Raw genomic sequence first — 22,860 nt, forward strand, 5'->3', positions numbered from 1 at the left:
TGAACGTGACGTGTCGGCGCCGCTCCACCGCGCTGCCGTAGGATGCGCCGGGTGTTGCAGCGCCACGGGACCGTGCCCCTCTACCTCCAGCTCGCCCGGCACCTGCAGGGCCGCATCGACAGCAGGGACCTCCCCCCGGGCGCGCGACTGCCGAGCGAGTCCGAGCTCGCCGACCGGTACGCCGTCAACCGGCTGACGGTGCGTCAGGCCGTCGCCGAGCTCGACCGCGCCGGGGCCGTCGAGATCCACCGCGGCATCGGCACCTTCGTCCGCACACCGCCCACCCAGGTGTCCGTCGACGTCAGCCCGCGCAGCCAGCGGATCGCCTCTGGGAGCCCCGCCGCACCGGCCGACCCCACGGCCCCGCAGCCCGACCCGGCGACCGCCCGGGTCGAACGCGTCCTGCGCACCGCCGACACCGCCGAGGGCGAGGCGACCCGCGCCCTCGGCCTGCCGGCCGGGCACGTCCGCCGCATCGACACCCTCATCGACCCCGGGGGCAGCCCGCTCGCCGTCAGCAGCTACTGGCTCGCCGCCGACCTCCTGCCCGCCGTGCTGCCCGCGCTGGAGGACACCGCCAACCTCGCCGCCGCGCTCCACCGGGTGCTCGGCGAACCCGTGCGGTACGCCTGGCGGGCGTTCTCCGCGACCGCCGCCGACCTCACCGACGCCCCGCTGCTCGGCGTGCCGACCGGCCACCCGCTGCTCGTCCGCGAGGGCGTCAGCTGCACCGCCGACGGCACGCCGGTGTACTTCGTCCGGCGCCGCCTGCGCGGCGACGCCGTCCGTTTCGTCCTGCACTACCAGGACTGAGAGCCGAGAACTGAGGCCTGATGGCTGAGAACTGAGGGCCGGGAGCCCGGGCCAGACCGCCCGGGCCGGGCTCCCGGTCCTCCGGCGTCAACCCTGCGGCGGCGCCGTCCAGGCCGCCGACCCGGCCGGCGGCGGAGGCAGCACCGGCCACGCCGACCGGTCGGCGTCCGCCTCCCAGTACGGCACGTCGCCGTGGTAGAGGAGGTACGCCCAGTGCTCCGGCTCCTCGTGGCACACCAGGTCGGGGTACGGCTCGAACTCCACCGCCCCCCACTGCGCGTTCAGCCGGGCCACGGCCTCGGCCCGCGGGATACCGAAGAGCGCGCACAGCGCGTCGGCGACCTCGGAGAAGTACGCGGTCGTCTCCGCGTCGGCGTGCATCAGGAACGCGTCGCTCATACGAGCCCCGCGTACGAGTTCTGCATCAGGCTCGCTCCCCGGTCCGTGTAGAAGGCCATCTGGTGGCCGCGCAGCGTCATCGGGATGTTGGGATTGCGCAGCGCGGGCATGTTCATCAGCATTCTGCCCTCCACCATGTCGTAGTCGTGCATCGCGCCGCCGCCGCGGTTGTGGCGGATGAAGTCGCCGAGCGCCTGGTCCTCGTTCGCCCCGAACCGGCGGCTGTTCAGCGCGTCCAGCTCGTTGCGCGGCACCTGGAAGTGCATCACCGCGGGCCCGCCGTTGGTGTCGTTGCCCAGCCGCTGCGCCCAGCGCTCCGCCTGTCGGCGGTCGTTGGTGACGTAGAAGCCGCCGCGGCCGAAGTCCATCGGCCGGGGACGGAAGTTGGGGTTGATGCCGTTGTCGACGATCGACTGGGCACCGTTCCCGGTGGTGCCGTGGTAGAGGTTGACCATGCCCGCGTCCAGGCCGAGCGGGTCGCTCCACGCGTGCGGGTTCGGCACGTACCCGTACGGGTCGGGTCCGGCCTCCAGTCCGAGCGGGTCCGGGCTGATGTAGCGGGCGGTGCGCGGGTCGTAGTAGCGCAGCACGTTGTAGTGCAGGCCGGTCTCGGCGTCGGCGTACTGCCCGGGGAAGCGCAGCGGGCAGTCCGCGGCGCCCGGCACGGCCGGGTCGCCGGCGGCGGGCGCACCCCACAGGGTGGACCGCGCCTGCCACGCCACCGTGCCGTCCGCGCCGACCAGTTCGGTCGGCGCGCCGACCAGGTCGGTGACGATCGCGTGGAAGCGCCGGTCGACCTCGTCCTGCGGCAGCGCCCCGGCCGGCAGGTGCCGGCGGGTCTGCGCGACCGGCCGCTGCCCGCCGACGCTCCAGTCCCAGCTTGTCACGGTGGTGCCGGACGCGTCGGCGTGCACCTCCTCGGCGAGCTGCGCGCCGTCCCACGCGAACCGGGTCTGCGCCAGCACCGCGGTGCCGTCCGCCGTCAGGTGCACCTTGCCCGTCCGGCGGCCCGTCGGGTCGTACCGGTAGCGCCAGAGCGTCCCGTCCGGCACCCGCACCTCGACCAGCTGGTCGTGGCTGTCCCAGCGGTACTCGCGCACCTGCCGCCCGCCGGACAGCAGTCGGCGGGTCTCCCGGACCAGTCGCCCCTGCCCGTCGTACTCGTACGCGGTGCGCCCGGCCGTCCGCAGCCGGCCCAGCTCCAGCAGGCGTGCGCCGTCGCTGTCCTCGACGGCCGGGCCGGGGGCCTCGCCACGGGTGACGGCGCCCTCGCTGTCGTAGGCGTACCGCTCCGTCCAGCCCGCGCCGGTGACGGCCGTCACCCGGGCCGCCGCGTCCAGCTCGAACGTCCGGTCGCCGCCGTCCGGGCCGGTGATCCCGACGAGCGCGCCGTCCGCGCGGTAGTGGTAGCCGCGCCGCCGCGCCGGCCCGCCGGCGGAGGCCAGCGCCAGCGCGGTCAGGCGGTCGGCGGCGTCCCAGGTGCTGGTGAGTTCGGCGGCGCCGAAGGTGCGCCGCACCTCCCGGCCCGCCGCATCGTACTCGAAGGCGATGGTGCCGTCCGGCCCGGCGAGGGACTGCGGCAGCCCGTCCGGCCCGTAGCTCCACCGCGACTCCGTCCCGCTCGGCGTGCGGCGCAGCACCCGCCGGCCGGTGCCGTCGTACTGCGAGGTGACGACCGCGCCGTCGCACTCCTCGGTGAGGGGGCGGCCCGCGGCGTCGTAGGTGTGCCGCAGCACGCTGCTGCCGTCGGAGACCGTCAGCACGCGCCCGGCCGCGTCGTACGTGTAGCGGGTGGTGCGGCCGTCGGCGACGAGCTCGACCGTGCGGCCGCGCGCGTCGCGGCGGTACTCGACCGTCTGGCCCGCGCCGTTGGTGCGGGCGACGATCCGCCCGGCCGGGTCGCGGGTGTAGGCGATGCTGCGCCCGGCGAAGTCCGTCTCGCCGACGATGTCGCCGACCTCGTCGTACCGGTACGTCCACCGGGCGCCGTCGCCCCGGGCCACCTCGACCAGCCGCAGCTGGGTGTCGTAGCGGAAGGCGTACCGCGTGCCGTCCGGGGCGGTGCGGGCGGCGAGCCGGCCGAACGCGGTGTACGCGAACCGGGTGACCGCCCCGGAGGTGTCGCGGTGCTCGACGAGGTTGCCCTCCGGGTCGTAGCCCCACTCCTGGCGCGAGCCGTCCGGCTCGACCTGCCAGGCGGGCCGCCCCTCGACCGTCCAGCCGTACGAGGTGACCGCGCCGAGCGGGTCCGTCATGGTGGCCGGGCGGCCGAAGTGGTCGCGGACGACCTCCACCACCGCGCCCGTCGGGTCGCTGGTGCGCACCGGCAGCCCGGCCCGGTCGGTCGCCACGGAGGTGGTGCGGCCGAGCGGGTCGGTGACGGTACGGGCGTGGCCGCCGGGACCGTTGCGGTAGACCGTGCGGGCGCCGAGCGGGTCCGTGGACTCGGCCAGCGCGCCGTGCTCGTCGTACCGGTAGCGCCACTGCGCGCCGTCGAGCGCGGTCAGGGCGGTGATGCGGTGCTGCTCGTCGCGGACGGCCTCGCCGGCCGTGCCGTCCGGCAGGATGCTCACGGCGAGGTTGCCCGCGGCGTCGTAGCGGAACGCCGTGGTGCCGCCCAGCGGGTCCGTTCGCGACAGGAGGCGGCCGCGGTCGTCCCACTCCGTCAGCGCGACCGCGCCGTGCGGGGCGGTCTCGCGCACGGTGCGGCCGTGCTCGTCGAGGTGGAAGACGGTGCGGTGGCCGAGCGAGTCGGTCATCGTGGTGGTGCGCCGGACGTCGTCGTAGGCGAACACCGCGTCGAGGTGGCCGCCGTCGCCCCGGGTCTGCACGCAGCGGCCGGCCCGGTCGTACAGGTAGCGGTAGCGGTAGCCGAGACGGTCCGTCCAGGAGCTGATCCGGCCGGCGGGGTCGTAGGTGAACCCCATGGCGAGGCCCGAGGAGTTGGTGACGGCCGAGAGGTGGCCGTTGCCGTCGTAGCCGAAGCCGACCAGCACGATGTCGGGTTCGGCCGGCGCGGCGTCCGCGCCCGCGGTGTCCGGCTGGACGGCAGCCGCCTGGGCGGCATCCCCCTGGACGGTGTCCGCCGGTGCCTGCCCGGCCGCCACCGGGTCCGGTGCCGGTGGTTCGGCCGGGAGCAGCCGCAGACCGGTGATCCGCGGCCCGGCGGTGTCGATGCCGACCCGGTAACCGCCGCTGTGCCGCAGCTCGGTGGGCACGCCCCGCGGTCCGTGGAGGATCTCGATGCGGTTGCCCGCCCGGTCGGTCACCGCGGCGAGCGGCAGCGGCAGCGCCCCGGTGCGGCGCGTCGGCGGGCGGGCGCCGTCGGGCAGCGGGGCGAAGTGCCAGCAGGTGCCGGAGTAGGGGTCGGTGACGCGCAGTCCGCCGTCGGGGCCGTCCCAGGAGAGCGGCCAGGCCGGGCCCTGCACGGGCTGCACCTGCTGCCCGTGCGCGGGCACCGGGTAGACCAGCAGCATGCCGTCCTCGGTGGCGAACACCACGCCCTCGTCGTCGAGTTCGAGGTACTGGTCGAGGGTGGAGGCCCAACTCGGCCCGAACCAGCCGCCGCTGCGGTAGCTCGACACGTGCGTGCGGGAGAGCACCAGGGGCAGCACACCGGGCAGGGTGACGTCGGTCTGCGCCAGGACGACCTCGCCGGAGGCGATGTCGACCGGGTCGCTCCGGGTGTTGCGGCGGTTCGACTGGATGTCCGTCCGGCCGGGCCCGTCGGCGTTGCCGCGGAGGTCGGCCGGGGGCTTGGGCGGGGCGGGCTTCGGCGGGGTCGGCTTGGGCGCGCCGCCGCCGCTGCCGCTGCCTCCTGCGACGCTCGCCCAGCTCCGGGTGCCGGAGCCGGCGGCCGGGACGGTGCGCGGGGCGGGGGTGCCGCTGGTGATCCCGCCGAGACTCCGGGCGACGTCGGCCTCGTTGGCGCGGTGGTTGGCGGATGTCTGCTTCAGCCCCTTGCCGACGTCGTCGAGGTGTTTGCCCAGCGCCTTCTGGCCCTTGGTGACGGCCTCCATCAGCTGGTCGACGCCGGTCTCGGCGGCCTGCGCGAGCGCGCCCCGGCCCCGGGTGCGGCCCTGGGCCCGGCGCGCGCGGCCGAGATGCCGGTCGCCGGAGTCGTTCATCTTCTCGGAGTGCTCGCCGAACCTGCCCGCGAGGGTGTCGACTTCGAGGGGGTCGTGCCGGAACTCGCCGCTCATGCCTGGGTCCTCGTTCCGCCGATGCCCAGCTGGTCCATCGAGTCGTCGGCGCCGCTGCGCAGTCCGTCCTCGCCCGCCCGTGCGACCTCCGTCATGTCGACGCCGTCGCCGAGGCCGACGGCCTCGGAGCCGAGCTGGATGACGAGGTTCGCGGCCATGCCCGCGACGGCGCTGATGATCGGCCCGGTGGCGGCGGAGACCAGCTGTTCGACGATCTGCTCCTCGGCCTCCTTCAGCGCGCGCCGGACGATCACCCGGGTCGCCTGGGTGGCGCTGACCGCGGCGACCTCCGACAGGCCGAAGGTGAAGGGCGCCGCCGCCTGGGCGGCGATCACCTCGGCCGCCATGATGACGAGTTGGACGATGGCGGCGATCTTCGCGGCGGTGATGACGACGGCCACCCCGTCCAGCACGGCGGCCGCCACCCCGCAGCCGGTCACGAGCTGTTCGATGTGCTCACCGGAGAGTTTCTCCCAGTGCGCGTTGAAGGCCTCGGCCGAGGCTCCGGAGTTCGAGGCCATCATCCGCTGGACGGCCTGGTGCGACTCCGCCGCGTGATCGCGGATGTCCGCGGCGAACTCCCGTAGCGAGTCCGCCATCTCCCGGTAGTCGTCCTCGTCGACGTTCGGCCAGTCGATGCCTATCAGGTCGAGCACCCACGCCAGTTCGTCGGGCAGCACAACGCCCACCCCACCCACCCCCGTACATGTTCACGTTCGTCTTGCTGTGTACAGGGCAGGTTAACCTGAAAATATTACGGACCGTCATGTCGCCGGGTCCGTGTCGCGCGCGCCGTGCGGCGGCGACCGACCTGCCGGAAGCGGTAGTGCGGGGTGCGAGGCGGGATTCGGGTCTGCGAAACGGGCCGGGTGCGGAGACGGGTCGAGGGGGCCCGGCGGCGGTGTGTGCCTGCCGGGCCCCCTCGGGCGCCCCTGGTGGTCCCTGTCCGGCCACCGGGGCGGTGGGGGGAGTGGCTCGTGCCGGACGGGTGGTGCGGGTGGTACGGGTGGTGCGGGCGCTCGGGGGGAGCGGCCGGTTTTTAGTACCAGTGGTGGGTCTGCCAGAAGGACCAGGCGGCGTTGGGGCTGCCGTAGCGGGAGTTCATGTAGTCGTAGGCCCACTTGATCTGGGTCTTGGGGTTGGTCTTCCAGTCGGCTCCGGCGGAGGCCATCTTGGAGCCGGGCAGTGCCTGGGCGAGGCCGTAGGCGCCGGAGGAGGGGTTGGTGGCGTGGACGTTCCAGCCCGACTCGTGGCTGATGATCTGCTTGAACGAGGCGAGCTGGCCGGCGGGGACGATCTGCGCGGCGATGCTCTGCGGGGAGGCGGTCGCGGCGGTGGCGGTGGCGGGCATGAGGCCGGCGCCCAGGGCGGCGATTCCGGCGGTGCCGGCGAGAAGAGCAGCGGAAGTGCGCATACGAAGCTTGAAAGCGGGCATGAAGAGCTTGACCTCGATCAGGTTGGGCCGGTGTCCCGTCCGCCGACCTTCCCGGGCCGGACAGGGGCCGTGGGAGCGAGGGCGGGACTCGGCGATTCGCCGCACCCGGCGGGACAGGTGCCGGTACGGCTTCGACTCGGCCAAAGCTGCCAGACCACCCCGGGCCCCGCCAAGACCCCCGGCTACGACCCTCCGTCGTAGACCGGCCCCGACGGTGCGCCCGGGAATGCACTCCGCCGCCGAGGGCCCCCGCCGATGACCGGGCGCCGGTCCGTGCCGTCCGACCTGCGGGGACGTGCCGCGGCGGATGCGTGCCGCGCGGTGGCGAGCCCGCCGCCGTACTGCCCGTGCGCCGCTACTACCCACCGTCGTGGAAGGGTCGTTCGTGTGAGGACCCTCACCGGGGGCCCCGGCCCGCCCGTCACCCGGTGAACTCCTGCCACCACGCGCGGTCGCGACCGCCGACCCCGAATGCGACCGCCGCCACACCGCCGCCGGCCCGGCCGCGGCCGAAAAGCGTTGGCGCGGACGCCCGTTCCCCGGCAGGCTCCGCGCGATGAACGATGCGACGCCCGACGGACCGCACGCCCCGCACCCCGAGCCCGCCCCGGATCCCGGCCAGGCCTACGCGCCGGTCTCCACCCTCCGCGGGCTGCTGCAGCGCGGCCGCGGCCTCGGAGCCGCTGCCGCGCCCCGCGACTCCGGGGCCGCCGCGCCGGTGCACGAGATGATCCGGCAGGACTGGAGCTGGGACTCCCTCGTGGACGAGCGCCACCTCTACCTGGCCCGTCTGGTCCGCGACCTCGACCTGCCGACCGGCCCGATCGCCGATCTGCTCACCGGCGACGCGGACGCCCGCGAACAGGCCACGGGGGTGCTGGAGCTGCTCGCCCTCTCCGGTTCCCTCCCGGCCCGCGAGGCGCTGCGGACGTACATCAGGGAGGGCGAGCACTGGACGGACGTCCTCGAAGCGGTCGCGCGCCGATGGCCGGCAGCCTGGTGGGACGACCTGGCGGGCACGGCGCGGGCCCGGCTCACCGGCGAGGAACCGCTGCTCCGGTGCTCCGAGCCGTGGACCCGCTGGGGCCTGCCCGCGACAGCGCCCGCACCGCCCCCGCGGCCGCGGGTACGCGCCGTCGAGGTGGAGGCGAGCAGCCGCCGTCTCGTCGCCGTGCTCGCCGACCCGGCGGCCGACCCCGCCGCCCGGGCCGCCGCCCTGCTCAGGCTGGCCCACCGCCCGGGTCGGCCGGACCTGCTGCCGCTCGTGCCCTCGCTGGGCTCGGCGGACGGCGAGCGGCCGCTGTCGGGGCTGCCGCGCGCGGTCTCCCGGATCGGCGCCCCCGCCGTGCCCGCCGCCCGCGAGTGGGCGGCCGACGGCAGGCCCTGGCTGGCCCGGATCGGCCTCGCCGTGCTCGCCCGGCACGGCGAGCCGCGCGACCTGCCCGTCCTGGTGGCCGCCCTGGAGGCGAACTGGCGGGAGCGTGCCTGGTGCGGCCCCGAGACCCTGGCGGCGGGCCTGGCCCGGTGCGGCCCGGCCGCGGCGGAGGCCGTCCCCGTACTGCGCCGGTTCTGGCTGCGTACACCGCACTCGTACGAGCGCCCCGCCTACCTGCGGGCGCTCGCCGCGATCGACCCATCCGGGCTGGACGAGGCGCACGTCGAGTCGCTGTGGGACTGCCAGGCCGAGGCCCGCCTGCTCGGCATCGCCGAGGCCCCCGACCGGCCGGGCGTACGGGAGCAGGTCGCCGCTCTGCGCGACGACCCGATGGAGGAGCCCGAGGTGCGGGCCGCCGCCGCGCGCCGCAGCGCCGACGCCGGAGGGTGAGGACACCGCCCCTCACCCCGCCCTCCGGCTCCGCACCCCCCGGCGCGGCCCGTCACCCGTTGCGTGCCGCCTCCGGACCGGTGATCCGCCGCAGCACCGGCAGGGTGGAGGCGATGATCCCGAGCGATGCAGCCAGCGCGAGCCCGCTCAGCCCGTAGAAGGAGAGGCCCGGCAGCACGAGGTCGTAGTGCATCTGCGAGGTGAGGAACATCTGCGCCGCGAGGAATCCCGTGCCCGTCGCGACCACCGCCGCGACCAGCAGCGGCAGCGCGCTCTCCAGGGCGATCACCCGCTGCAGCAGGCCGAGCGGCGCGCCGGTCAGCCGCAGCATCGCGAACGGCCGCCGCCGGTCGGACAGCCCCGCGACCACGCCGACCGCGAGGCTGCACCCGGCGATGGGCAGGGTGGTGAGCAGCACCACGTCGGCGAGCCGCCGCCAGCCCGCCAGCTCCTGCTGCTGGGACGAGCCCCAGTCGCCGACCGTCCGGGCCTGCTGGGCGGGGAAGGCGCGGGTGAGCACGGTGCGGGTGCGTTCCATGGCGGCCGTCGACCCGTCGGTGGTCGCGTACACCATCTGGACGGGCAGCCGGGCGACGCTCTCCGGGGCGATCGCGGCGGCCGGCCACTCCGTGCCCGTCTTCGCGCGCAGGTCGAGGAACTCGTACAGCGGCACGGCCGCGACGCTCGCCCCGGCCGGGCAGTGGCCGACGACGGGGATCTGTGCGAGGTCCGAGCAGAGCACCAGCCCGGGGGCCCAGCGGCGGGCCGGGTCGGCCTCGATCCCGATCCGGTCGGGGTTGGCGTGGACGACGGCCAGGCCGCGGGCGCCGGGCACGGCCCGGAGGCCGGCGAGGACCCGCTCCGGCACCGAGTCGGCCATCGGCGGCTCGTCGAGCATCGCGCCGTGCTCCACGGCGGCGCGGGTCAGCGGATCACCCGCGAGCCCGCCGCGGTTGGTGTCGATGGTGCCGATGATGCCGATGGTGGCGCTGGTCACGAACAGTGCCAGCACGAGGCCGCTGACGGCGCGGAACCCGGCCTTCGGGTCGTCGGCGAGCCGCCGGACGGCGATCAGTGTGGCCGGCCGGCGGGTGTGCAGGGCGACGGCCCGGGCGGCGGTCATGGTCAGCCACGGCCCGGCGACCACCAGGCCCAGCATGATCAGCAGGAAGCCGGTGAGGTAGGCGGCGGTCTGCGCGTTCGTGGACTCGGGGCGGCGGCCGACGAACCAGGCCAGCTCGGCCAGGCCGGCCAGCAGCGGCCCGAGCCGCCAGGCCTGCGGGGGCCGAGGCGTCACCCGGCGGCTGACGCCGAGCGGCGAGACGACGACCCGGCGCAGGGCGAGCCGGGCGGCCACGGCGGCCGCCACCGGGACACCGACGGCGACCGCCGCGATCTGTACGGCCGTGAGGGTCAGGTCGGTGGTGAAGAAGCGCTCACCGGTGAACGGCACGGTCGCGACGACGGGCCGGAGCGCGGCGAACACGGCGAAGCCGGCCGCCGTGCCGACCGCTGCGGCGAGGGTCGACTCGACCGTGGAGATCACCGAGATCTGCCGGGGGGTCGCGCCGACCAGCCGCATCGCGGCGAACCGCTGCTCACGGGTGGCCGCGGAGAGCCGGGTGGCGGTGCCGATGAACATCACCACCGGGAAGATCAGCGCGCCGGCGACCACCGACAGGATGAGCGTCATGGCGTCACCGCGGACACCGAGACCGGGGCAGTCCTGGCAGCGGGCGGGGAGCGAGTCGGCGACGGCGGTGACCGACCGGACGTCCGGCACGGCGCGGAGCTGCTCCGGGGTGCGGCCGACGACGGCGACCAGCGAGTCCGGCGACTGCAGCGCCTCCTCTCCCAGCAGCCCGGCCATCCGGCCGGGCAGCCGGTCCGCGAGCAGGTCCGCCGGGGTGTCGCGCAGGAGGTCGGCGAGCGCCGGCGAGGCCCGGTACTCCCCGGGCGCCGGCACCTGCGACAGACCGGGCGGGACGGGCGAGGTGGGGCCCGTCGCGGCGACGTCCACCTCGACGATCGGCCGGCCGGCGTAGTAGTCCTCGTGCGCCCGCCACAGGAGAGGGGCGACGTCGGCCGTTGCGGTGTTTCCGGCCGACCCGCTGTTGAGCCACAGCAGCCGGTCGTTGGCCGCGGCGACGGCGTTGATGCCGGCGAGCGTGGAGAGCAGCAGGCCGACGCCGATCGCCACGGCCGCCGCGATGACGACGAGCCGGGCCACGGCCTCCCGTCCGCCGCTGACGGCGAGGCGCAGCGCGAACCGGATCACGAGGCGAGCCGCTCGGTGCGCAGGGAGGTCGCCCGGCCGTCGCGGACGACGGCCTCGCGGTCGGCGAAGGCCGCGACCCGCGGCTCGTGGGTGACCAGGACGACGGTGGTGCCCTCCGCGCGGGCGGCGGCGACCATCAGCTCCATCACCTGCTCGCCGGTCAGGGAGTCGAGGGCGCCCGTCGGCTCGTCCGCGAACAGCACCTGCGGGCGGGTGACGAGTCCGCGGGCGAGGGCGACGCGCTGCGCCTGGCCGCCCGACAGTTCGCCGGAACGGCGGTGCTCCAGCCCGTCGAGGCCGAGCCGGGCGAACCACGGGCGGGCCTCGGCGAGGGCGGAGGCGCGGCGGGCGCCGCCGAGCAGCAGCGGCAGGGCGACGTTCTCCTCCGCGGTCAGTTCGGGGACGAGCTGGCCGAACTGGAAGACGAAGCCGAACCGGTCGCGGCGCAGGGCACTGCGCCGGGCCTCGTCGAGGGTGTCGATCCGCAGGCCGTCGACGTGCACCTCGCCCGCGTCCGGCACGAGGATGCCGGCCAGGCAGTGCAGCAGGGTCGACTTGCCGGAGCCGCTGGGACCCATGACGGCGAGCATCTCGCCGGCGTCGACGGCGAGGTCGGCCCCGCGCAGGGCGGGCGTCTCGCCGAAGGAGAGTTCGAGGCCGCGGGCCTCGATGAGGGCGGTCATGGACGTACCTCCTGCGCGAGCGCGTCGAGACGGGCGGCGGTCAGGTCGATCCACCGCAGGTCGGCCTCCAGGTGGAAGAGGCCGTGGTCGGCGAGCAGGGCGTCGACCAGTGCGCCGTTGCGGCGCAGTTCGGTGAGTTCGCGCATGCGCTGCATGTGCGCGGCGCGCTGGGTGTCGAGGTACTGCCCGGCGTCGCGCCCGAGCATCAGGGCCAGCACGACCTTGGTGAACAGCACGGTCTGCAGGTGCGGTTCGGCCGCGACGGGCTCGGTGAGCCAGGTCTCGAACTCCGTCACCCCGGCGTCGGTGATGACGTACCGCTTGCGCTCGGGCCCGTCGCCGGGCTCCGCGTCCGCGGCGACGACCTTGCCGTCGCGGGCGAGGCGTCCGAGCGTCGCGTAGACCTGGCCGTACGGCAGCGGTTTGCCCCGGCCGAAGAGGGCGTCGTAGTCGCGCTTGAGGTCGTAGCCGTGGCTGGGCTCGCGCTCCAGCAGGCCGAGAAGCGTCAGGGGAACACTCATGGGGCGACCGTACACCACGTGTATACACTCGGTGTATACATCGCGGGAATGCGCCCGAACCGGGCCCTGCGGACAGCGCGCCCCCGACCGGAGGGAAGCGCCCCGGCAGCCGTCACCGCTCCCGGGCGACGCGCGGCCGGGCAGGCGGCCGGACAGACAGGCGGGCAGGCAGGTGGATGGACGGGCAGGCGGGCAGGCCGGCAGGTGGACGGACAGGCAGACAGGCGGGCAGGTGGACGGGCCGTCAGACCCGCAGGGCGTGCAGGACGCTGTCGTGCCCGGCGTACACCTGACGGCCGTCCGTGTCGAGCTGCCAGTAGCCGGCCCCGGGGGCGTAGTCCTGGAAGGTCCACCGGAGTTCGCCGGTGGCGGCGTCGAGCGCGGCGATGCCGCCCGTCCGCGGGCCGGGCACGAACAGCGTGCCGCCGGCGAGGACGGGCCGGCAGCGGGCGTCCGGACGGAAGGGCAGCCGGCACGACCACACCTCGCCGCCGTCGCCGACCGCGTGACGGGTCACCACCCCGTCGTCCCGGGGCACGAACAGCGCCCCGCCCGCCGCCAGCGGCCGAAGACGCCGCCATGCCGCGTCGGCCGGCGGCAGCGACCACGCCGGCCCGCCGTCGGCGAGGCGCACCGCCCGCAGACCGGAGCCGCGCTGCGCGACGTACACCCGGGTCGCGTCGGTCTCCGTCCAGCGCAGTGCCTGGTCGGCGGCGACCAGCCACCGGCGCGAGCCGTCCGCGGTGTCCAGGGCGACCAGTTCGTCGCGGCTGCTCCGCGCCAGCAGCAGGCCGCCGGTGGCCGGCCGCAGGTCGAGCAGCTGCCCGCCGCCCTCGCCGGCCGGGCGCACCCAGCCGGCCGCGCCCGGGCCGGTGCCGAGCCCGAACACCAGCGGCGCCGCGGGGCCGCCGGCCGCCGCCCGGCCGTACGCGGTGCCCTCCGCCCAGCCGTCCAGGGCGAACGCGGCCGAGCGGCCCAGCAGCCCGGTCGCGGCGGCCTCGCGGTCGCGCACGCCGTCGGTGAGGCGGTAGCCGTGGACGGTCGTCGCCGTCGTGGAGTACACCCGGCCGCCGCCCACGACCAGCCGGTCGGGGTCCGGTGTCCCGCCGGTCGGCCCGGGCGCGGGGCGGCGGCCTTCGGGGAGGCGGAGCGTGTGCCGGACGGAGCCGGTCGCCGGATCGAGCAGCAGCAGCGCCGCAGCGGTGACGTAGGCGGCACTCGGCAGGGTGCCGACCAGCCGCTCGGGGGTCCGTGGTCCGGGGCCGTCGATGCTCCACACCGGCGCGGGGCCGGAGAAGAGGCGCGGCTCGCGCGGCGGTCGGCCGTCACGGGTGAGCCGCCAGGCCGCCGCGCCGCCGAGAAGGGCCGCGCCGGCGCCGAGCAGCACCCGCCGCCGGCCCGGGGCCGCGGGTGGCTCGTGGAGCTCCTCGCCGGCCGGCACCGCGGAGGCCGGCCACGTGTCGCCGGGCGCCGGGTCGAGTGCTGTGCCGCCCGCCGGGCCGCCGGACCATTCGGACACGGACGCCCCCTCCCCGTGCGGCCCCGGCCGGGCCGTCCCCGCCGGGAGGATAGCCGCAGCACCCGGGCCGGGGACCCGCCGGGGGAGGGGTTGCCGGGCCGCGGCCGGGCCGGGCTGGGCCGAGGAAGCGGTGGCGGGGCCCGGCGCCGGAGGGCTCAGGGCCGTCCGGCGTCGCCCTTGCGCTCGACCAGCTCGTAGAGCTCGCCGTCGGGCGCCCGGAAGTGCAGGTAGCGGTCACGCGCGTTCTCGCCGACCGGACCCGTCTCGACGCCGGCCTCCCGCAGGGCCCGCCCGGCGGCGTCGAGATCGTCCACCAGGAAGCCGACCGACCGTGCCGTGTCACCCATCCCGCCCGGGGACGCCACCGCGAACACGGACCCGTCGGGCAGGTCGAACAGGTCGGCCTCGACCCCCTCCACCCTGCTGACGGGCAGGGCCAGCGTGTTGCGGAGGAACCGGGCCATCTCAGGGCGGTGCGGTGTCGAGGAACCGGCGAAGGTCAGTCCGAGGATGCGCATGCCGCCCATGCTGCCGCAGTGCCGGAGCCGGCGTCCCGCCGGGTGCAGGAGCGGGCGGGCGCAGGCTCGTGCGCCGGGGCGGAGGCGGCGGGGCCCGGACACCGTACCGGCCGGGGTCAGCGCGCCCGCCGCCGTCGGCGGGCCGTCCCGACCATCCTGCGGACGGCCCGCCGCACCGGCCGCCTCGCCGGGCCGGCCACCGTGCGGGGCCGGAGCGCGACCGCCCCGCCCGCCCCGCCCGCTGTCGGACCTGCCGGACCTGTCGGACCTGCCGGACCTGCCGAGGGGCGGCGGCCGCCCCGGCCCGTGACCGCCGCTGCGCCCGCGAGCACCACCGCGGTTCCCGCCGCGGCGCCCGCCGCCCACCAGGCCGCGCCGATCCCGTCGTCACCGGCGGGCAGCGGGGTGGCCCGGGGGAGTTCGTCCGGCGCCGCGGCGGCGGGCTGCGCGCCGTCCGGTGCCAGCACGCCGACCGGCCGGACCCGGCCGGCCGCGGCGAAGCCCCAGTCGAGCAACAGAGCGGCCTCGTCGTAGACCGTGCCGGAGGATTCCGGGTGCATCACCGTGACGAGCAGCGTGCGGCCGTCGCGGACGGCCGCGCCGGTGAAGGTCGCGCCCGCGTTGGTGGTGTAGCCGTTCTTCACGCCGATCAGGCCGGGGTAACTGCCCAGCAGCCGGTCGGTGTTGGCGATCGCGTAGCTGCTGCGCACCCCGGTGGCGAGGTCGACCGCGCCGGGGAACTCCGCGGTGCGCGTGGCGCAGTAGCCGCGGAAGTCCGGGTCGCGCAGCCCGGCGCGGGCGAACAGCGTCAGGTCGTACGCCGAGGAGACCTGGCCGTCCTCGTCGTAGCCGTCCGGCGTGACCACGTGGGTGTCGAGGGCCTGCAGCGCCTCCGCGCGGGCCTGCATCTGCGTGACGGTCCGGGCTATGCCCCCGTTCATCCGGGCGAGGACGTGGACGGCGTCGTTGCCGGAGCTGAGGAACACCCCGCGCCACAGGTCCTGGACCCGGTAGCCCAGACCCTCCTTGACCCCGACGAGGCTGCTGCCCTCGCCGATGCCGGCGAGGTCGGCCGTGGTGACCTGGTGCACCAGCGACCGGTCGAACTTCGGCAGCAGCGTGTCGGCGAAGAGCATCTTCAGGGTGCTGGCGGGCGGCAGCGGCAGATGCGCGTTCTGCGCGGCGAGCACGTCGCCCGTGGTGGCGTCGGCCACCAGCCAGGCCAGCGCGGTGAGTTCGGACGGCAGGGCCGGAGCGCCCACCAGCGGGTCGGCCTGGACGCCGGAGCGTCCCAGCCGAGGGCCGCCGACGGGGGAGACCGCGCCCTGCGGGCGGCCCGTGGCGGCGGCGGGGACGGCGGGGGCGAGCAGCGGCCCCACACCTATCGCGGCGGCCGACACCAGGCATATGAGGTGACATGACAAGCGCACGCTGCGACCGTACCCACGGCCTCCTCCGGCCCGCCCCCGTACTGCGCCGTCCGGGAACGCCGCCCCGCGGACGGGAGCGACCCGCCCCGGCGGGAGCGGGTTCCTCGACGCCCGCCGGGCCGGATGCCGTCCGTATCGCGGCCGTATCGCGGCCGTATCGCGGCCGTATCGCCGCCGGGTGCGGTCCGGGTGCGGTCCGGATGCGGGCCGGCGGGGATCGCGGGAGGGTGGTGTCGGTGTGTGTCCACCCGTCGAGTCCCCTGGAGTTCACCGTCATGACTGCGCGGCCCCTGGCTCAGATCGGCGTCACCGGATTGGCCGTCATGGGCCGCAACCTGGCGCGCAACTTCGCGAGACACGGTTACCGCGTCGCGGTGCACAACCGGACCGCGTCGCGCACCTCCGCACTCGTCGAGGAGTTCGGCGCGGAGGGCGCGTTCGTCCCGGCCGGGTCGGTGGAGGAGTTCGTGGCGGCACTCGAACGGCCCCGCCGCCTCGTGATCATGGTCAAGGCGGGTGCGCCCACCGACGCGGTCATCGAGGAGCTGGTGCCCCTCCTCGACGAGGGCGACATCGTCGTGGACGGCGGCAACGCGCACTTCCTCGACACCCGCCGCCGCGAACAGGCCCTGCGCGAACGCGGACTGCACTTCGTCGGCGCCGGCATCTCCGGCGGCGAACAGGGCGCCCTCGAAGGTCCCAGCATCATGCCCGGCGGCACCGACGAGGCGTACCGGGTGCTGGGCCCGCTGCTGGAGGACATCGCGGCCGAGGTCGACGGCGAGCCCTGCTGCACCCACGTCGGGCCGGACGGCGCCGGACACTTCGTGAAGATGGTGCACAACGGCATCGAGTACGCCGACATGCAGCTCATCGCGGAGGCCTACGACCTGCTGCGGCACGCCGGGGGACGGCAGCCCCGCGAGATCGCGGACATCTTCCGGGAGTGGAACGGCGGCCGGCTGGAGTCGTACCTCGTCGGGATCACCGCGGAGATCCTCGCGCACACCGACGAGGCGACCGGCGAGCCCTTCGTCGACGTCGTGCTCGACCGGGCCGAGCAGAAGGGCACCGGGCGGTGGACGGTGCAGACCGCACTCGAACTCGGCGTGCCGGTGAGCGGCATCGCCGAGGCGGTGTTCGCCCGGTCCCTCTCCGGGCACGCCGGACTCCGCGCCGCCGCCGCCGACCTGCCCGGCCCCACGGAGACCTGGCTCGACAGCGCCGCCGCCGACCGGTTCGCCGAGGACGTCGAGCAGGCGCTGTACGCGTCGAAGATCGTCGCGTACGCGCAGGGGTTCCAGCAGATCCAGGCGGGCAGCGAGGAGTACGGCTGGGGCGTCGACCCCGGCGCCATGGCCACGATCTGGCGGGGCGGCTGCATCATCCGGGCCCGCTTCCTCGACCGGATCAGGGCGGCGTACGAGGGCGGCGGCGACCTGCCCACCCTGCTGACCGACGACCACTTCCGCACGGCGCTCGACGGCGCCCAGTCGGCGTGGCGCCGGGTGGTGTCCACCGCCGCCCAGCTGGGCGTGCCCACCCCGGGCTTCTCCACCGCCCTCGGGTACTACGACGGCCTGCGGGCCCGGCGCCTGCCCGCGGCGCTCGTGCAGGGGCAGCGCGACTTCTTCGGCGCCCACACCTACCGGCGCACCGACCGGGAGGGCACCTTCCACACCCGCTGGGAGCTCGACGGCCGGCCCGAGGAGGAACGCTGACCGGCGGCCGCCCCGGCCCGTCCTGCCCGGCCCGTGTCGGCCCGTGTCGGCCCGTGTCGGCCCTGGCCGGGCGGACGGCCGCCGTCAGCTCACCGGCACCAGCAGCACCGGGTCGCTCGTCGGCTGCGGGGAGCCGCCGGCCGGTTCGAGGGTGACACCGATGCCGGTGGCCTGACCGAGCGGGCCGTCCAGCAGCCGGGCGCCCTGGGCCGACGCCATCAGCCCCGCCGGGCGGAAGTCGCCGCCGTCGGCGAACCACAGCTCGTACGTCGTGCCCGACGGCAGCGCCGGCAGGCCGGTCGTGAGGAAACCCGCCCGGTTGCGGCTCTCCGACCAGACGGCGGTGCCGGTGCCCTCGCCGTCGGCGGCCGTCGTGGTCGCCGTCCGGGCGTCCGGGGCCGTCAGCAGGGCGCTGAACCGGTCGAGCTCGGTGTGCAGGCGGCCGGCCTCCGCCCGGCTCTGCCGGGCCTCGTCGTGCTGCTGGACGGCCACCCCGCCGAGCACGGCGGCCGCCGCCAGGCAGGCCGCCAGGGCGAGCCCGGTCCAGCGCCGGGGGTGCGCGAGCCTGCGCCTCGGCGTCCCGGACGGTACGGCCGCCCCGGCGGGCGGCAACTGGCGGAGGGTTCCGATCGCGGCCAGCGCGCGGTCCTCCGCGCCGGGCGGGACGGCGGACGCCTCGCAGGCGGCCAGCCGCGCCAGGGTGGCGGCGAACCCGTCCACCTCCGCCGCACACACCTCGCAGCCGGCGAGGTGCTCCTCGAAGGCCAGCCGCTCCTCCGGCCGGAGGGCGTGCGCGGCGTAGGCGCCGCTGAGCGCATGCAGGTCGGGGTCGTTCATGATCCCACCCCCAGGCAGTCGCGGAGGCGGATCAGCCCGTCGCGGATCCGGGTCTTGGTGGTGCTCAACGGCGCGTGCTGCAGTTCGGCCACCTGCTGGTACGTCAGCCCGCGGTAGTACGCCAGGGTCAGCGACTGCCGCTGCACCTCGGTCAGGGCCTTCAGGCAGTGCCGTACGCGCTCGCGCTCCAGGCTGTCCTGCACCTTCTCGGCGACCTCGTCGAAGGCCGTCGTGTGCTGGTGCGCCGCGGCCCGGGCCTCGCGCTCCGCCGAGGCCTGCGCCTGACGGACCCGGTCGACCGCACGGTGGTGCGCCATCGTCAGCACCCAGGCGACCACCTCGCCGCGCTCCGGCCGGTAGCGCGCCGCCGCCTGCCACACCTGGAGCATCACCTCCTGCGCGACCTCCTCGGACTGCGCCGGGTCGCGCAGGATCCGGCGCACCAGGCCGAACACCTGACCGGCCACCGACCGGTACACCAGCCGGTAGGCGTCGTGGTCGCCGACGGCGACCTCGGCCATCAGCTCCCGGAGGCGGTGGTCGTCCGGCCGGCGGGCCGGTGCCGGGCAGGGATCGCTCATCGCGCGGCCCTCCGCGTGCAGCCCCTGCGGACGGGCCCGGGGACGTGCCCGCGGACGGGCCCGCGGACGCGCGGTGCGTCCGGGCGGGTGCGGTGTCGGCGGGGTGCCGGTCGGCGGGGCGCGGATGCGGCGGACACGGGGGCACCTCCTGGCGGGCGGCGGGCGGCGAATGGGGGAGGACGGTTCGCGGACGGTTCGCGGACGGGGCGTCGGGAGGGCCCCGTACAGGTAGTTCGAAGCCAGGCCCGCCCTGGACGGGACCGGGCGCCGCAGCCGCTCGCGGGACCTCCCGATCATCGCCGTTCGTCCGCGACCCCGCCCGTCGTGTCGGTCGTGCAGCGGACCGGGTGCGCGGCCGCGCCGCACTCCGCCGGGGCTGCTCCCCGGAGTGCGGCGACGGGCACTCCCCGCCACCGCCCGGTGCGGGGGCGGTCCCGCCGGAGCCCCGGGGTGCGGGCTACCCTCGCACCATGCCGATGCCCAGGACCGCGCCGTTGAGCGTTGACGCGATGATCGAAGACCTCAAGGCGCTCGTCGAGGTCGAGTCCCCGTCGCGTGACGCCGACGCCCTCACGGCATCGGCCAAGGTCGTCGCCGAGGTCGTCGAGAGCCGCCTCGGCGGTCGGGCCGTCCTCGTCGGGAGCGAGGCCGGGCCGCACGTCCACTGGTCGGGTGGCGGCGAGCCCAAGGTGCTCGTCCTCGGCCACCACGACACGGTCTTCCCGCTCGGCACCCTCGAACGCCGTCCGTTCGCGGTCGAGGACGGGCGTGCCACCGGCCCCGGCGTCTTCGACATGCTCGGCGGTCTGGTGCAGGCCGTGCACGGCCTCGCGACGCTCGACGACCGGACGGGCGTGGAGATCCTGGTCACCGCCGACGAGGAGGTCGGCTCCCGCACCTCCCGGGCCCTGCTGGAGGAGCGGGCCCTCGCCTGCGGCGCCGTCCTCGTCCTCGAAGGTGCCGCCGACGGGGGCGCCCTCAAGACCGGCCGCAAGGGCTGCGGAACGTTCCAGGTGACCGTCACCGGGCGGGCGTCGCACGCGGGCCTCGAGCCGGCGGCCGGCATCAACGCCCTGATCGAGGCGGCCCACCAGGTGCTGGACATCGCCGCGCTCGGCCGGCCCGACATCGGCACGACCGTCACCCCGACCGTCGCGTCCGCGGGCACGCTGGACAACGTCGTCCCCGCGGAGGCGACCGTCGTCGTCGACGTCCGGGTCGAGTCGGCGAGCGAGAAGGCGCGGGTCGAAGCGGCGTTCGCGGCGCTGGCCCCGCACCTCGACGGGGCGGAGATCGCCGTCCGGGGCGCCGTCGGCCGGCCCCCGATGCCCGAGTCGGCGTCCGCCGGGCTCCTCGCGGTGGCACGGCAGCTGCTGCCCGGCCTCGAAGGCGTCGCAGTCGGCGGTGGGAGCGACGGCAACTTCACGGCCGCCCTGGGCGTGCCGACCCTCGACGGCCTCGGAGCGGTCGGCGGCGGCGCCCACGCCGACCACGAGTACCTGGTGGTCGACGCCATGGCCGAGCGGGCGAACCTCGTCGCCGGACTCGTCCGGGCGATCCAGAACGCGTAGACCGACCGGCGGGGTCCACCGGGGCGCCGCGGTCGCCTGGCAGACGGGCAGGCGGGCAGGCGGGCGCGCGTGGCGGAGGGGGCCGGGAGCGGGCTCAGCCGTGGAGGAAGGCGGAGACCTCGGCGAACGGTGCGGCCGTGCCGGGCGTGAAGCGCCTGGTCTCGCCCCGGAAGGAGCGGGCTTCGAGCCAGCTCTGCGCTGCCGCGGCCGGGAGTACGTCCAGGAGCATCCGGAGGTCCGCGGATCCGAAGACCTTGAAGGTCGGCGTCCGCCGGTAGAAGGACGGCTGGACGTCGAACCTGAGGTCGACGACCGGGTGCGGCTGCCGGCTCCAGCCGCTGTGGGGCAGTGCACCGTGGCCGTGGATCCGTGCGTCGACGAGGACCTCCGGATCCGCGTCGCCGATCTCGCAGTCGAAGATCGGGAAGGCTGTCGCGACGCGCGCCGCGACGGCCGGATACGCGACGCAGGACCGCCCGAGCGCCGGCGAGCAGAACAGGGCGTGCCCGAAGGGGCCCACCGGCTCCGGCAGCGGCACCTTGTGGTGGGACCGCCCGTCGAAGGGCAGGTCGCGCCGGTCGGCGAGGAAGGCCAGGAACGACGACACGGCGGCGGGGTCGTGGCACTGTTCCCGCACCGTGAAGCGAACGGCGCCGCGTCCCTCGTCCCGCAGCACGAAGTACTCGTGGAACCCCCTCGGGTGATCCGGGGCATGGCTGCGGTGGTACGTCTCGTCGAAGCCGTCGACCGGGAGGTAGGCGGGGACGGGCGCATGCGGCCGTGCACCCGCCCTGATCACGTCGAGGACGGGCGTCTGCCGGTCGAGTTCGGCCGGGTCGGCCGGGCGGTCGACCTCGACGAAGCCCTTCCGGAGCCATGCGTCGACCTTGCGGGAAGCGTGGCGGCGGGCATGCCGTTCGTCGTCCAGCGTCGACGTGCTCCCCTTGCCGCCGGTGGTCGCCGCACCCCAGCGGAGGAAGCAGCGGATCCCCTCCTGGCGTATCTCCCGGTACCCGGACCCGGGCCCATGGGGGAGTTCGAATCGCCGCCAGCCCGTCACCGGTTCCTCCAGCGCATGTGGACGGGGACCGGCGCCGTGCGGTCCGGGCCGTCCTCCGGCCGCCACGGTATCCGGTGACGGAGAGGGTGGTCCCCGCAGGTGGCGGCACGGGCGGGTCGACTCCGGGACCCGTGGATCACGGGGCCTGCTGCTCCCCGGTGAACATGGCGACCAGGCTGTGGGGCGCGTCGGCGCCGAACATGCGCGCGTGGAGGCCGACGGCCTCGACGGCTTCCGCGGCGCTGCGGGGGAACAGGTCCTGCTCGTACGCGGCGAGCGCGGCCTCGACGTCGTCGGGGTGCGCGGCGATGGCCCTGGCGAGTTCGGCGCCGTCGTACATGGCCAGGTTGGCGCCCTCGCCGGACGGGATCATGAGGTGGGCGGCGTCGCCGAGCAGGGTCACCCCCGGCACCCGGTCCCACCGGTGGTCGGTCGGCAGGGTGTGGAGGGGGCGCAGGACCGGTGGCGTCCCGCCGTCGGTGATCAGCGCGGTGAGCTCCGGCGCCCAGCCGTCGAACTCCCGGGCGATCCGTGCGCAGGCCGCGGCAGGATCGGCGAAGTCGATACCGGCGAACCAGTCCTGCGGCCTGGAGAGCGCCACGTAGGTGTGGAGGGTGCCGCCGCTCTCCCGGTGGGCCTGGATGCCCTTCCCCGGCGCGAGCACGAACAGCGACCCGCCGCCGACCGCCTTCGCGCTGGCCGGGTGGCGGGTGTCGCCGTCGAGGAGGTAGGTCTCGACGTACGAGGTGCCGACGTACTCGGGCACGGCGTCGGAGAGCAGCGGGCGGACCTTCGACCAGGCGCCGTCGGCGCCGACGAGGAGGTCGGTGGTCACGGTCGTGCCGTCGGCGAACGCCAGCGCGTGCCGGCCGTCGCCGAGGGACCGGACGCCGGTGACCTTGTGGCCCCACCGGACGGTGCCGGCCGGGAGCGAGTCGAGCAGGATCCGGCGCAGGTCTCCGCGGAGCACCTCGGGACGCCCGCCCGTGCCGTCGTCGGGCTCGTCGTAGAGCGCCGCGCCGTGCCGGTCGAGCACGCGCAGCGCCTCGCCGCCCTCGTGGATGATCGCGCGGAACTCCTCCGTGAGACCGGCGGCTTCGAGCGCGAGCTGCCCGTTGTGCTCGTGGATGTCGAGCTGTCCGCCCTGCGTACGGGCCTCCGCCGAGGCGTCCGCCTCGTAGACCGTCGCGGGGATGCCGTGGACGTGCAGGACGCGGGCGAGGGTGAGGCCGCCGAGGCCGGCGCCGATGATCGTGACGGGAGTGCGCATCGTGGTTCCTTCGGGGCTGGGGCGTCCGGTGGGTTCCGGCCGGACTGCTATGGAATGTCGTTCCAGTTCCATGGTGGAACAGGATTCCATTCATGTCAAAGAGGCAGCACGACGCCGCGGACCCCAGGTCGCAGCCGCAGCCGCGTGCGGAGGCGCTCTCCGGGAGCGCGTCGTCGCCGCCGTCGCGGGGCGGGCCC

The 22,860-nt window shown here is 75.9% G+C and carries 18 protein-coding genes; 4 read left to right on the top strand and 14 right to left on the bottom strand.

Annotated features, from left to right (window positions below):
- The first annotated feature begins 51 nt into the window (after positions 1-51).
- Positions 52-813 (top strand): GntR family transcriptional regulator, encoded by a 762-nt coding sequence (locus OG335_RS39320; protein WP_405009061.1) that lies wholly within the window; start codon positions 52-54, stop codon positions 811-813.
- Between the two features lie 87 nt (positions 814-900).
- Here the strand turns inward: OG335_RS39320 and OG335_RS39325 are convergent, their stop codons facing one another.
- The 4 genes from OG335_RS39325 to OG335_RS39340 all read right to left on the bottom strand — a co-directional run bounded on the left by OG335_RS39325 (position 901) and on the right by OG335_RS39340 (position 6,828).
- A complete protein-coding gene (locus OG335_RS39325; protein WP_405009060.1) occupies positions 901-1,212 on the bottom strand; it encodes a hypothetical protein in 312 nt (103 codons plus the stop codon).
- On the bottom strand, positions 1,209-5,414 hold the full coding sequence (locus OG335_RS39330) for a DUF6531 domain-containing protein (RefSeq protein WP_405009059.1): 4,206 nt from the start codon (positions 5,412-5,414) through the stop codon (positions 1,209-1,211). The genes OG335_RS39325 and OG335_RS39330 overlap by 4 nt, the downstream gene beginning before the upstream one ends.
- Positions 5,411-6,103, bottom strand: a complete 693-nt coding sequence (locus tag OG335_RS39335) for a hypothetical protein (RefSeq protein ID WP_405009058.1) — start codon at positions 6,101-6,103, stop codon at positions 5,411-5,413. The genes OG335_RS39330 and OG335_RS39335 overlap by 4 nt, the downstream gene beginning before the upstream one ends.
- Positions 6,104-6,453: 350 nt before the next feature.
- A complete protein-coding gene (locus tag OG335_RS39340; RefSeq protein ID WP_405009057.1) occupies positions 6,454-6,828 on the bottom strand; it encodes a transglycosylase SLT domain-containing protein in 375 nt (124 codons plus the stop codon).
- Between the two features lie 577 nt (positions 6,829-7,405).
- Here OG335_RS39340 and OG335_RS39345 point away from each other — a divergent pair.
- Positions 7,406-8,674, top strand: a complete 1,269-nt coding sequence (locus OG335_RS39345) for a hypothetical protein (RefSeq protein WP_405009056.1) — start codon at positions 7,406-7,408, stop codon at positions 8,672-8,674.
- Positions 8,675-8,726: 52 nt separating this feature from the next.
- Here OG335_RS39345 and OG335_RS39350 read toward each other — a convergent pair whose 3' ends face one another.
- The 6 genes from OG335_RS39350 to OG335_RS39375 form a co-directional block, all read right to left on the bottom strand.
- A complete protein-coding gene (locus OG335_RS39350) occupies positions 8,727-10,952 on the bottom strand; it encodes an FtsX-like permease family protein (protein ID WP_405009055.1) in 2,226 nt (741 codons plus the stop codon).
- The gene (locus OG335_RS39355; RefSeq protein WP_405009054.1) at positions 10,949-11,635 is read right to left on the bottom strand and encodes an ABC transporter ATP-binding protein; all 687 of its coding nucleotides are present in this window, start codon (positions 11,633-11,635) and stop codon (positions 10,949-10,951) included. Before OG335_RS39355 ends, OG335_RS39350 begins: the two co-directional genes overlap by 4 nt.
- Positions 11,632-12,156 carry a PadR family transcriptional regulator gene (locus OG335_RS39360; RefSeq protein WP_405009053.1) on the bottom strand — a complete coding sequence of 175 codons (525 nt, stop codon included), beginning with the start codon at positions 12,154-12,156 and terminating at the stop codon, positions 11,632-11,634. Before OG335_RS39360 ends, OG335_RS39355 begins: the two co-directional genes overlap by 4 nt.
- Positions 12,157-12,400: 244 nt before the next feature.
- A complete protein-coding gene (locus tag OG335_RS39365) occupies positions 12,401-13,675 on the bottom strand; it encodes a PQQ-binding-like beta-propeller repeat protein (protein ID WP_405009052.1) in 1,275 nt (424 codons plus the stop codon).
- Between the two features lie 155 nt (positions 13,676-13,830).
- Complete coding sequence (locus OG335_RS39370; protein WP_405009051.1) at positions 13,831-14,193, bottom strand: VOC family protein; 363 nt, start codon at positions 14,191-14,193, stop codon at positions 13,831-13,833.
- Positions 14,194-14,309: 116 nt separating this feature from the next.
- Positions 14,310-15,623: a D-alanyl-D-alanine carboxypeptidase family protein gene (locus OG335_RS39375; RefSeq protein ID WP_405009050.1), complete on the bottom strand. Its 1,314-nt coding sequence runs from the start codon at positions 15,621-15,623 to the stop codon at positions 14,310-14,312.
- 275 nt (positions 15,624-15,898) lie between these two features.
- Here OG335_RS39375 and gndA point away from each other — a divergent pair, with 275 nt between their 5' ends.
- Positions 15,899-17,344 (top strand): NADP-dependent phosphogluconate dehydrogenase, encoded by a 1,446-nt coding sequence (gene gndA, locus OG335_RS39380; RefSeq protein WP_405009049.1) that lies wholly within the window; start codon positions 15,899-15,901, stop codon positions 17,342-17,344.
- 84 nt (positions 17,345-17,428) lie between these two features.
- Here the strand turns inward: gndA and OG335_RS39385 are convergent, their stop codons facing one another.
- Positions 17,429-18,181 carry an anti-sigma factor domain-containing protein gene (locus tag OG335_RS39385; RefSeq protein WP_405009048.1) on the bottom strand — a complete coding sequence of 251 codons (753 nt, stop codon included), beginning with the start codon at positions 18,179-18,181 and terminating at the stop codon, positions 17,429-17,431.
- Positions 18,178-18,762: an ECF RNA polymerase sigma factor SigK gene (gene sigK, locus OG335_RS39390; RefSeq protein WP_405009047.1), complete on the bottom strand. Its 585-nt coding sequence runs from the start codon at positions 18,760-18,762 to the stop codon at positions 18,178-18,180. Before sigK ends, OG335_RS39385 begins: the two co-directional genes overlap by 4 nt.
- A gap of 470 nt (positions 18,763-19,232) precedes the next feature.
- Here sigK and OG335_RS39395 point away from each other — a divergent pair, with 470 nt between their 5' ends.
- Positions 19,233-20,333, top strand: coding sequence for a M20 family metallopeptidase (locus tag OG335_RS39395; protein ID WP_405009046.1), 1,101 nt, complete (start codon positions 19,233-19,235; stop codon positions 20,331-20,333).
- A gap of 94 nt (positions 20,334-20,427) precedes the next feature.
- On the opposite strand, the gene OG335_RS39400 is transcribed toward OG335_RS39395, so the two are convergent.
- Positions 20,428-21,393 carry a hypothetical protein gene (locus OG335_RS39400; protein ID WP_405009045.1) on the bottom strand — a complete coding sequence of 322 codons (966 nt, stop codon included), beginning with the start codon at positions 21,391-21,393 and terminating at the stop codon, positions 20,428-20,430.
- A gap of 136 nt (positions 21,394-21,529) precedes the next feature.
- Positions 21,530-22,663: an FAD-dependent oxidoreductase gene (locus OG335_RS39405; RefSeq protein WP_405009044.1), complete on the bottom strand. Its 1,134-nt coding sequence runs from the start codon at positions 22,661-22,663 to the stop codon at positions 21,530-21,532.
- Between the last annotated feature and the right edge of the window lie 197 nt (positions 22,664-22,860).

The sequence above is a fragment of the Kitasatospora sp. NBC_01539 genome (genome assembly GCF_045040525.1).
Taxonomy (GTDB): Bacteria; Actinomycetota; Actinomycetes; order Streptomycetales; family Streptomycetaceae; genus Kitasatospora.